The organism is Ilumatobacter sp. (genome assembly GCF_049588435.1).
Taxonomy (GTDB): domain Bacteria; phylum Actinomycetota; class Acidimicrobiia; order Acidimicrobiales; family Ilumatobacteraceae; genus Ilumatobacter_A.
On sequence record NZ_JBAVYV010000383.1, the window covers coordinates 1 to 10436 of the forward strand.

The following is a 10436-nucleotide window of genomic DNA, read 5'->3' on the forward strand; positions in this document are numbered from 1 at the left end:
GCGCGGGAACAGTTCACGAGAACGGCGGTGGGAGGTGGCTGGCGGTGACGTGAGGCGGGGTCGATAGGTTCGGCACCGTGATCTCCTCGACGACCGAGACCGGAACCACGCGCGACGGCGTCGAACAGTTGCGTCGGCGCTGGGTCCCGACCGCTCCCCGCGCGGCCATGCTGCTCGTGCACGGGATCGGCGAACATTCGGGCCGCTACGAGCACGTCGGTGCAGCGTTCGCAGACACCGGAATCGACGTGCTCGCGTTCGACCAGCGCGGCTTCGGCCGGACCGCGGGTCGACGCGGCCACGTTCACAGCTTCGACGAGTTCCTGGCCGACATCGAGGACCTGCTCGGCGATCGTCGATCGCTCGATGTCCCCGTCATCCTCATGGGCCACTCCCTCGGTGGGCTGATCTCGACGAAATACCTGGTCGGCGACCGACTGCTGCCCGATCTCGCGGTCCTGAGCGCGCCCGCGCTGGCCGCCGACATTCCTCGCTGGCAGCGGTTCGCGGCGCCGCTCCTGGGAGCGATCGCGCCGAACATCAGCATTCCCGCCGACTTCGACGGCAGTGTCCTCTCGCGCGACGAGGCGGTGCAGGTCGCCTACGAGACCGATCCGCTGCGGGTTCCGTCGTCGACCGCCCGACTCGGTCGCGAGTCGTTGCACGCGATGAAGGAGGTCAACATGACCCTCGATCGACTGACCGTGCCGACGTACGTACTCCATGGTTCGGACGACACACTCGTCCCTCCCTCGGCCTCGGAGCCGTTGGCCGTCCTCCCGAACGTCACCCGACGCGTGTGGGACGGACTCCGCCACGAGTGCCTCAACGAGCCCGAGCGCGACGAGGTCATCGCCGAGATCGTCGCCTGGATCGACGGACGACTCGCGACGCCCTGAGCACGACGCGCGGTCGCTCTATACGCCACGGTCCTCGGCCGCACCCGCGACCCTGGTCCGGCGGCGCTGGATCGGGAACGTCGCGAGAAATGCACCCGATGACACCGTCAGGATGCCGACGACGCCGACCAGGCCCGGGCTCTCGTCGAGGAACAGCCAGGCGAGCCCGGCGATCTGGATGAGCATCGTGTTGTTGATCGCCGCCGACTCGACCGCGGCCAACCTGCGCAGCGACCGATTCCAGAGCGTGAACGCCACCGCCGTGTTCACGACCGCGAGCCAGACGATGATCGCGATCACCTTCACGTCGAGCTGTGGCCGGCCCTCGATCGCAAGCCCCGTCACGAGCAGGAGCGGCGCGCCGACGCTCATGCTCACCGCCGTGACCAGAACCGGCGGAAGCGATCCGTCCCGGTTGACGGATCGTCCGAGCAACGACCCGGCCGTGTTCGCCCCGAGCCCGACGATCGACGCGATCATTCCCACGACCGTGGCACCCAGGTCTCCCGAGAAGTAGAGCACGGCGCCGACGATGATCAGCGCCGTCCCGACGAACTGGAGCCGTTGCGGCTCCTCACCGAGCGAGCGAGCCGACAACATCGCCACGAACAACGCCGTCGGCGCGAGCATCAGACTCGACGTGGCCGCGGGCTGGGCATCGATCGCCACGAACTGCGCGCCCTGGGTGATCGCGAAGTAGACCACGCCGAGGATGACGAGCGGCCTCCAACGGGAGCGAACCGCCGTGCGGGCGTTGGTCCGATGATCGAGGTGGGACGCACTCCACGCGAGGAGAACGAGCGCGGCGAGCGAATAGCGCAGACCCGCGAAGGTGAGCGGCGCGAGGTCCTCGTCGTCGAGACCGATGCGGATGAGGATCCACGACGAACTCCACAGCAACGTGACGAACAGCGCCGTGAGGACCGCTTCGAGGTGACCGGCGGCGCGGCCGCCGGACCGATTCGATGATCGGCCTCCGACGGGAGAAGCAGGAGAGGGGGACGGGTCGGATTGCAAGCTGGGCCTCCGGTTCGGCACGCGTTGGCGGTGCCGATCTCAATGCTCCAGGCTTTTGTCCCTTCAGATGCACACCCGGATCTGTGCGGGTGCTGTGGCGCTCGGTCCTCTCCGCGTGTCTGTTCTGACGGACGCGGCCGGATCCCTAGCCACCGATGTTGATCGGTCCGGTGATCGTACACCGACGTGTTCGAGCCGGATGACGCCGCCACCCGAGCGCCACACCGCACGAAACTCGTGAGCGCTCCAGCCCGGCGAACCGCGAGACTCGACGCATGACGACGGACTCCGGGGCGACCGGCTCCCGGTGGCGCGCACTCGGCGCGCTTCTCCGACCCGACGCGTCGCGCTGGGTCGGCCTCGGCACGCTCGTCGCGCTCAGCTCCGCCCTGACCATCACCGGTCCACTCGTCATCCGACGCATCATCGACGACGCGACCGACGGAGCGACGAGCGGGGAGATCACCCGGCTGGCACTCGTCTTCCTCGCGATCGCAGCCGTCACCCAGGTCCTGGCCGTGATCGTCGCGTGGCTCGCCACGGTCGCAGCATGGCGGACCACGAACGGTCTGCGGTTGCGGATGACCCGACACGTGCTCGGCCTCGATCACGAGTTCCACCGCACACACACACCCGGCGAACTGATCCAACGGGTCGATGGCGACATCACATCGGTGTCGGACTTCTTGAGCCAGGTGGTCACGAAGGCAGCGGGCGCGGCGATGCTCGTCGCGGGAATCGTCGTCGTCCTGACGGTGCTCGACTGGCGACTCGGTCTCGGCATGGCCGTGTATCTCGCCCTCGCGTTCGCCGTCGTCATCCGGACACGTCATCGTGCCGTGTCCGAGTCATCCGACGAGATGGGCGCGCTCGGGCGGCTCTACGGCGGGATCGAGGAGCGGCTCACCGCCGGGGAAGATCTGCGCGCCAACGGCGCAGCCGACCACGTCGCATGGCGACTCATCGAGGACAGCGAGGACGCACTCACCAGCGCCGTGCGACGCGAGCGGGCGTTCCTGGTGATGTGGTGGTTCGTCCAGGGCGCGGTCGCCGGAGGGTGGGTGATCGCGCTCGTTCTCGGATCGTTGTTGGTCAGCGCGAACACGATCTCGATCGGCACCGCCTTCCTGCTTTTCCAGTACGTCCTGCTCGTCGCCCGGCCGCTCGAGGAGGTGGTCCACGAGCTCGAGACCGTGCAGAAGGCGAACGGCGCGATGGTCCGGGTGCTCGACCTCCTCGCGATCGAGCCTCGGGTCCTCGACGAAGGCACCGTGAGACCGCCACCCGGGCCCTTGTCGATCACGTCGCGCCACGTGTCGTTCGACTACGGCGACGACCGCCCGGTCCTGTGCGATGTCGATCTGCGCATCGAAGCGGGCCGATCGGTCGGGATCGTGGGACGGACGGGGAGCGGCAAGACGTCGTTCTCACGTGTGGTGCTGCGTCTCGTCGAGCCATCGGAGGGCATGCTCGACCTCGGTGACGTGCCGATCGCCGATATTCCGCTCGACGAACTCCGCCGACGCGTCGCCCTCGTTCCGCAGGAGGTCGAACTCTTCGCCGGAACGGTTCGCGACAACGTCACTCTCTTCGACGCCGCTCCGCTCGACGCCGACGTGGCCGCCGCGTTGCGCCGTGTCGGGTTGGACGCGCTCGCCGACGCCGGCATCGATCGGATGCTCGGAGCGGCGGGGTCGGGACTCTCGGCCGGCGAAGCACAGTTGCTGGCGCTCGCCAGGGTGTGGCTTCGGGATCCGGACATCCTCGTGCTCGACGAGGCGACCGCCCGGGTCGACCCCGAGACCGAGCAACGGCTCGAGCGGGCCGTGTCCGAACTCGTCCAGGGTCGAACGACACTCGTGATCGCGCACCGCCTGTCGACGCTGCGCACGGTCGACGAGATCATCGTGTTCGACCACGGTGCCGTCGTCGAACACGGCAATCGCTCCGACCTGGTCGGCGACGACGACAGCCGGTTCGCGGCGCTTCTGGCGCTCGCCCTCGACCGGGAACAGCTCGACGGATCTGTGATCACGCCGGCCGCTCCAACCGGCGGGTATGCCGGTCAGGAGGGCTCGTCGTGACCGCGCATGTCGAGATTCCCGGACACCCCGACCAGGACGACGCGCCCCGGTCGCAGGAACGGCCCGCGCCGCCGGGTTCCGGCGTCACGAACGTGTGGACGCTCACATGGCGGGTCTCCCAACACCGTCCGAAGGAGTTCTGGCTCGGATGGGTGCTGTTCGTGGTGTTCTTCACGATGCCGGCGGTCACCGGGTTCCTGCTCGCCAAGGGCTACTCCGCACTCGAGGCGGGAAACTCGAACGCGACCGTCTGGTGGGCCGTCGGCGTCGCCGTCAGCGAAACGATCCGGATGATCGCCGTCCATCACGGCGCCCTGATCTGGACGAAGGCGTGGACCCACATGCAGACATTGCTCCGCGCGAACATGCTCAGCGCGCAGATGGCCAGTGGCGGGCTCCACGCCGGCCAACCGATCGGTTCCGCGGGATCGGCGATCACCCACTTCCGCGACGACACCGAGGACGTGGCGAACTTCGTCGATGGCATGGTCGACGTGTCGGGCGGGCTCGTCTTCACCGTGCTCGCGGGAATCGCCCTCGGGAGCGCCGACGCCAGCGCGGCAGTGGTGCTCGCGATCCCGCTGGTCGGGGTCGGCGTCGCAACGCGGGTGCTCGACACCCGGATCAAGGAGTATCGATCGGCCGACCGTGCCGCGACCGAGGAGGTCACCGGACTGCTCGGAGACGTGATGGCCGCAGCGACGACGGTCAAAGTCAATGACGCGGCCGAACCACTGCTGGGCCGACTTGCGGTGCTGGTCGAGCGGCGTCGGCGTACCGCAGTACGCGATCGCGTCCTCGAAGAGGGAGTGATGGCGTTCAGTCAGGGCTCGGCCGACATCGGTCTCGGACTGGTCCTGCTCGTGAGTGCGGGTGCCATCGCGTCTGGTTCGTTCGACCTCGGGACGCTGGCGTTGTTCACCGCGTACCTCGGTTGGCTCGCCTTCCTCCCCCGAATGGTCGGTCGGGTACTGGCCCGCCGCAAGCAGGCCGGTGTCGCGTTCGATCGGATGCGCACGCTGGTCGCAGACGAGTCGGCACCGAACACCGTGCGCCGACGGCATCTGCCGATCGACCCGGGCGACGGCGCGGTCCGACCGCCCGTGGTTCGACCGGACCGGGTTCCGCTCGAGCGGCTCGACGTGAGTCGTCTCTTTGTCGGGTACGGGCCGCACCGCGTGCTCGACGACATCTCGTTCACCGTCGGTCGGGGCGACTTCGTGGTGGTCACCGGTCCCGTCGGTGCGGGCAAGAGCACGTTGCTCCGAGCCATCCTCGGCCTCGCCTGGCAGGCCGACGTCACGGGTTCGGTCTGCTGGAACGGCGCCGAGATCGTCGACCGGAGTGCGTTCCTCGTTCCTCCGAACGCCGCCCTTCTCTCACAGGTCCCGCAGTTGATCTCCGACAGCGTCGCGGACAACATCGCTCTCGGTCCGACCACTCCGGACCGACTCGATGCGGCCCTGCGCCTCGCAGCCATCGACACCGACATCGACGAGATGCCCGACGGCCGTGCGACGATGATCGGACCCCGCGGGCTCCGACTCTCGGGTGGTCAACGCCAACGCCTGGCCACGGCCCGTGCGCTGGTGCACTCGCCCGAACTCGTCGTCCTCGATGACCTGTCGAGTGCGCTCGACGTGGAGACCGAGGTGCAGCTGTGGGCGAACCTCGCCGAGGCCGGGATGACCGTCATCGCCGTGTCGCACCGGGCGGTGGCATTCGAACGCGCCGACCGAATCCTGCGCCTGAGCAACGGCCGCATCGAGTAACCGCACGTTGGTGCCAGGCACCAATGTGCAGCTTGCTACGGCTTCTTCTGTTGCAGCAGTGCGGTGACCGCCTTGCCATCGGCCTGCCCCTTCGACGCCTTCATCACGGCTCCGACGAGCGCTCCCATCGCCTTGCCCTCGCCTGCGCAGAACTTCTCCCACGCATCGGGCTGTGCGGCGATCGCGGCGTCGACCATCGTCTCGAGTTCGGAGCCGTCCATCGCCTCGAACCCGAGTGCCGCGGCGATCACTTCGGGGTCACCGCCGTGATCTCCGGCGATCATTGCCTCGAGCACGGTCTTGGCCTGCGTCGCAGTGATGGTCGCGTCGGCCTCCATCGTCGTCAGCGCAGCGAGATTCTCGACCGCCACATGCTCCGATGTGTCGGGCGCCTCCTTGACGTGTTTCAGGGCGAGCGCAACATCGCCACCGACGCGGCCGACCTCCATCACATACTCGTCCTGGTTCCGCTCGACGACGAGCAGCACCGACTCCGAGTCGGCCGCGCCGCCCGTGGCCGCAGCGAGCGCGATTCGGCGGGCGGCGGGAAGCACGGGGAGCGATCGTCGTACCCGGTCGATCCACTCGGAATCGGGATCGACGACGACGAGATCGGGCTCGAGGAAGTAGCGATAGTCATCGGCATCCTCCTTCGAACGCAGCGTGTGAGTCTTGCCGTCGTTCTCGTCCCAGTGGCGGGTCTGCTGGATGACGGGCTCGCCGGCTTCGTGCAGCGCGATCTGACGCTTCGCCTCGTACTCGATCGCCCGCCCGACCGACCGGACGGAGTTGACGTTCTTGATCTCGCACCGGGTGTTGAAGTCCTCGCCGGGACGCCGAACGCTGACGTTCGCATCGACGCGCATCGAGCCCTCCTCCATCTTCGCGTCGGATGCTCCGATCGCGACGAGGATGGCCCGGAGCTCGGAGGCGTACGCCTTGGCCTGCTCGGGATGGCGGATGTCGGGTCGGCTGACGACCTCGACCAGCGGCACGCCGGCTCGGTTGAAGTCGATCAGCGAGTAGTCGGACCCGTGGATCCGTCCACCCGCTCCACCGACGTGAGTCGACTTGCCCGTGTCCTCCTCGAGATGACCCCGCTCGATGCCGACACGGAAGCCGTCGGGAAGGTCGAGCCATCCGTCGGCGGTGATCGGCTCGTCGTACTGGCTGATCTGATACGCCTTGGGCATGTCGGGATAGAAGTAGTTCTTGCGGGCGAAGGTCGACTTCTGGATCCGACAGTTGAGGGCGATGCCGAGTCGCATCGCGAGCTCGACCGCCTGCCGGTTGAGCACCGGGAGCGCTCCGGGGAGGCCGAGCGTCACCGGGTCGATGTTCGTGTTCGGCTCGTCGCCGAAGCGGTTCGGTGACGCCGAGAACAGCTTGGTCTTCGTGGCCAACTCGACGTGGACCTCGAGTCCGACGACCATCTCCCATCCACGGTGGGTCCAGCGCTCGTGGTCTGCGTTCGACGGGTGGAAGTCGTCGTCGTTCACGTACGCGATCGTCATGACCCACCTCCGTGGTGCTCGAGCTCGGCCGCCACACGGAACATGGTGGCGTCCGCCAGCGCGGGTGCCAACACCTGGACACCCACGGGCAGCCCGCCGTCGCCGGTCCCGAACGGAACACTCATGCCCGGGTCTCCCGAGAGGTTCGACGGGATCGTGTACGTGTCGCACAGATACATCGCGAGCGGGTCGGACGACTTGTCGCCGATCTCGAACGCCACCGTGGGCGATGCCGGTGTGAGCAGCACGTCGGCTTTCGCATAGGCACCGGCGAAGTCGCGAGCGATCAGTCGCCGCACCTTCTGGGCCCGCCCGTAGTAGGCGTCGTAGTAGCCGGCGGAGAGCGCGTAGGTCCCGAGCATGATCCGACGTTTCACCTCGGCGCCGAAACCGTCGGTGCGCGTGGCCATGTACATCTGGTTCGTGTCCGCGGCATTCACCCGATGGCCGAAGCGGACGCCGTCGAAGCGAGCGAGGTTGCTCGACGCTTCGGCCGGAGCGATCAGGTAGTAGGCCGTCAGGCCGTAGCCGAACGCGGGGACCTCGACGTCGACGATCTCGGCTCCAGCTTCGGCGAGCGCGTCGAATGCGGCGTCGAGTCGGGCCTGGACGTCGGGGCTCGCACCCGTCGGAAGATCGGTGATCCGTCCGACGCGCAGCCCGTCGACACCCCGGTCGAGCACCGAGCGGAGATCGAGTGGCGGTTGTTCGATACTCGTCGAGTCGGCGGGGTCGTGGCCCGAGATCGTCTCGAGGGCGAGGGCGGCGTCATCGACGGTCGTGGCGAACGGGCCGATCTGGTCGAGGCTCGAACCGAACGCGATCAGGCCGAGGCGGCTCACCGCCCCGTACGTCGGCTTGACGCCAACGGTCCCGCACAGTGCGGCGGGTTGGCGGATCGATCCACCGGTGTCGGAACCGAGGCTCAGCGGCGCAAATCCTGCTGCGACCGCCGCCGCCGATCCCCCGGACGAACCACCGGGGACCCGACTCGTGTCCCGCGGGTTCCGAGTCGGGCCGAACGCTGAGTTCTCCGTGCTCGACCCCATCGCGAACTCGTCGAGGTTGGTCTTTCCGACGAACACCGCACCGGCGTCGCGCAGTCGGGTCACCACGGTCGCGTCATACGGTGGCGCCCAGTCACCGAGGATCTTCGACGAACAGGTCGTCGGAATCCCCCGCGTGCACAGGTTGTCCTTGAGTGCGACGGGAACGCCCGCCAGCGGACCCGGGTCCTCGCCGTTCGCGACCAGCGCGTCGATCTCCCCGGCTCGAGTCCGGGCCTCATCGGCGAGGACGAGATTGAACGCGTGGATCTCGGCCTCGTCGGCCTCGATGCGGGCGAGGTGGCTGTCGAGAACGGCAGCTGCGCTCGTGGTACCGGAGCGCACCGCATCGGCGATCGCGACAGCGGTGGTCATCGTGTCGTCCATGCTCAATCGTCCAGCCCGATGATCGGCGGGACGCGGAAGCGGTGATCCTCGGCAACCGGTGCTGCGGCCAGTACCTCGTCACGATCGAGGCACTCCCCGACGACGTCGTCGCGCATGACATTGACCAGATGGGTCGGGTTGTTCATCGGCTCGATCCCGTCGAGGTCGAGCGCGTCGAGCTCGGCGAAGTGATCGAGCATCGCGCCGAGTTCGGTCGTCGCAGTGGCGAGTTCATCGTCGGTCAACGTGAGCCGCGCCAGGCTGGCGACCTTGCTCACATCGGCAGTGGTGATTCGGTCAGACACGCCGTTCACGCTAACTGGCAGGTCAGGCGTCCGAACCCGGTGCGAGCAAGTCGGATCTGGAACGATGAGTCGATGACAACCCCTCACGACACGCTGACCGCCCTCGCCGCGCCCACCGGCGATCTCGGCGCGCATTTCTACTTCCACCCGGCGACCGTCGCCGCCGGTCGCGAACTCGGTCTGGGCGGATTCGCGTTCTACATCCTGGGCCGCGGCGGAGCGCTCGGTGACGTACCGGCCGCGGTGGTCTCGTCGGCGTTCGGCTACTTCAACCCCACCACTCTCGGTGCCACCTGGAACAAGTACCGCGAGATCGTGGCACCGCCGGTGGCTGCTCAGGCGTACTGGGACGAGTGTGGAAAGCGCGGCTCCGAGAAGCTCTCCGACGTCGACGGACTCGATGCGTACGTCGAAGCAGCCGACATCGTCATCGCCCAGGCTGATGTGGCGGCCTTGCCGCTCTTCGCCGGGACGTCCCAACTCACCTGCAGCGATGACGTGGCCGGCCATGCGCTGCAGAAGGCGGCTGTCCTCCGCGAGTTGCGCGGGAGCGTCCATCTCGTCGCGGTGCTGGCGAGTGGTCTGCGCGACGTACAGGCACATGCGATCAAGCGACCCGACGACGTTGCGACGTTCGGCTGGGAAGAGGCACCGGCGCTTCCCGTGGACGGTGGCGACATGCTCGACGCGGCCGAGGCGCTGACAAACGCGATGCTCGAGCGGGCGTTCTCGACGCTCACGGCGGCGCAATCCGCAGCGCTCGTCGATGCCACCACCGCCATGCACGAAGCGATCACCGCCGAGTCCTGACCAGCGCCGTCGCTCCCGCGCCACGCTCACACCCACGCCTCCACCGGAGACCACACCCACACCCGAAATTTCGGCGGATCCTGACGCTCACCGTCACGATCCGCCAGGAATCGCGCGCGATCGACTCGTCGACCTTGATGAATCGACGTTGACGGATCAACGTTGATTCATCATGAGCGCGGTGCGACAGTGGAGCGGTGACCACCTACGTCCGAGCCCCCGAGGCGGCCCGCCAGCTCGGCGTGTCGACGTCCACGCTGTACTCCTACGTCAGCCGCGGCCGGGTCACCCGCAAACTGGGGGTCGACGGCCGATCGTCTCTGTTCGACCTCGACGAACTCGAATCCCTCCGCGCTCGGAACAGCCGGCCCCAGTCCGCTCCCCCGACGATCGACGTACGGATCGCCAGCTCGGTCACGCAACTCGACGAGGACGGACTCCGATTCCGGGACACGCCGGTCGACGAACTCGTCGACCTCCCGTACGAGCAGGTGTGCGGCCTGCTCTGGCAACGGCCGGGTATCGGACTCCCACCCGTTGACGGTCCCCTGATCGATTCACGCGTTGGCGGCCGCAAGGATCCGTCGTCGATGGACCTCGTC

General features: G+C 67.8%; 9 protein-coding genes. 5 read left to right on the forward strand and 4 right to left on the reverse strand.

All coding sequences use genetic code 11. The features are described 5' to 3' along the window. The first annotated feature begins 77 nt into the window (after window positions 1-77). A complete protein-coding gene (locus WBV89_RS14760) occupies window positions 78-899 on the forward strand; it encodes a lysophospholipase (RefSeq protein WP_423982116.1) in 822 nt (273 codons plus the stop codon). A gap of 18 nt (window positions 900-917) precedes the next feature. On the opposite strand, the gene WBV89_RS14765 is transcribed toward WBV89_RS14760, so the two are convergent. Continuing rightward, complete coding sequence (locus tag WBV89_RS14765; RefSeq protein WP_423982117.1) at window positions 918-1916, reverse strand: DMT family transporter; 999 nt, start codon at window positions 1914-1916, stop codon at window positions 918-920. Window positions 1917-2191: 275 nt separating this feature from the next. On the opposite strand from WBV89_RS14765, the gene WBV89_RS14770 reads away from it, so the two are divergent. Together WBV89_RS14770 and WBV89_RS14775 are read left to right on the forward strand one after the other, a co-directional pair. After that, window positions 2192-4000 carry an ABC transporter ATP-binding protein gene (locus WBV89_RS14770; protein ID WP_423982118.1) on the forward strand — a complete coding sequence of 603 codons (1809 nt, stop codon included), beginning with the start codon at window positions 2192-2194 and terminating at the stop codon, window positions 3998-4000. Next, entirely contained in the window at window positions 3997-5772 is a 1776-nt protein-coding gene (locus tag WBV89_RS14775) for an ATP-binding cassette domain-containing protein (RefSeq protein ID WP_423982119.1), read from the forward strand. The genes WBV89_RS14770 and WBV89_RS14775 overlap by 4 nt, the downstream gene beginning before the upstream one ends. Window positions 5773-5807: 35 nt before the next feature. Here WBV89_RS14775 and gatB read toward each other — a convergent pair whose 3' ends face one another. From gatB to gatC, 3 genes are all read right to left on the reverse strand, one after another. Beyond that, window positions 5808-7205, reverse strand: a complete 1398-nt coding sequence (gatB, locus tag WBV89_RS14780) for an Asp-tRNA(Asn)/Glu-tRNA(Gln) amidotransferase subunit GatB (RefSeq protein WP_423982124.1) — start codon at window positions 7203-7205, stop codon at window positions 5808-5810. 77 nt (window positions 7206-7282) lie between these two features. Beyond that, window positions 7283-8719: an Asp-tRNA(Asn)/Glu-tRNA(Gln) amidotransferase subunit GatA gene (gatA, locus tag WBV89_RS14785; protein WP_423982120.1), complete on the reverse strand. Its 1437-nt coding sequence runs from the start codon at window positions 8717-8719 to the stop codon at window positions 7283-7285. Window positions 8720-8721: 2 nt separating this feature from the next. After that, window positions 8722-9024 carry an Asp-tRNA(Asn)/Glu-tRNA(Gln) amidotransferase subunit GatC gene (gene gatC, locus WBV89_RS14790; protein ID WP_423982121.1) on the reverse strand — a complete coding sequence of 101 codons (303 nt, stop codon included), beginning with the start codon at window positions 9022-9024 and terminating at the stop codon, window positions 8722-8724. A 72-nt stretch (window positions 9025-9096) separates the two neighbouring features. Here gatC and WBV89_RS14795 point away from each other — a divergent pair, with 72 nt between their 5' ends. Together WBV89_RS14795 and WBV89_RS14800 are read left to right on the forward strand one after the other, a co-directional pair. Next, complete coding sequence (locus tag WBV89_RS14795; protein ID WP_423982122.1) at window positions 9097-9834, forward strand: SCO6745 family protein; 738 nt, start codon at window positions 9097-9099, stop codon at window positions 9832-9834. A 197-nt stretch (window positions 9835-10031) separates the two neighbouring features. Next, a partial coding sequence (locus tag WBV89_RS14800) for a helix-turn-helix transcriptional regulator (RefSeq protein ID WP_423982123.1) occupies window positions 10032-10436 on the forward strand: 405 nt, incomplete at its 3' end.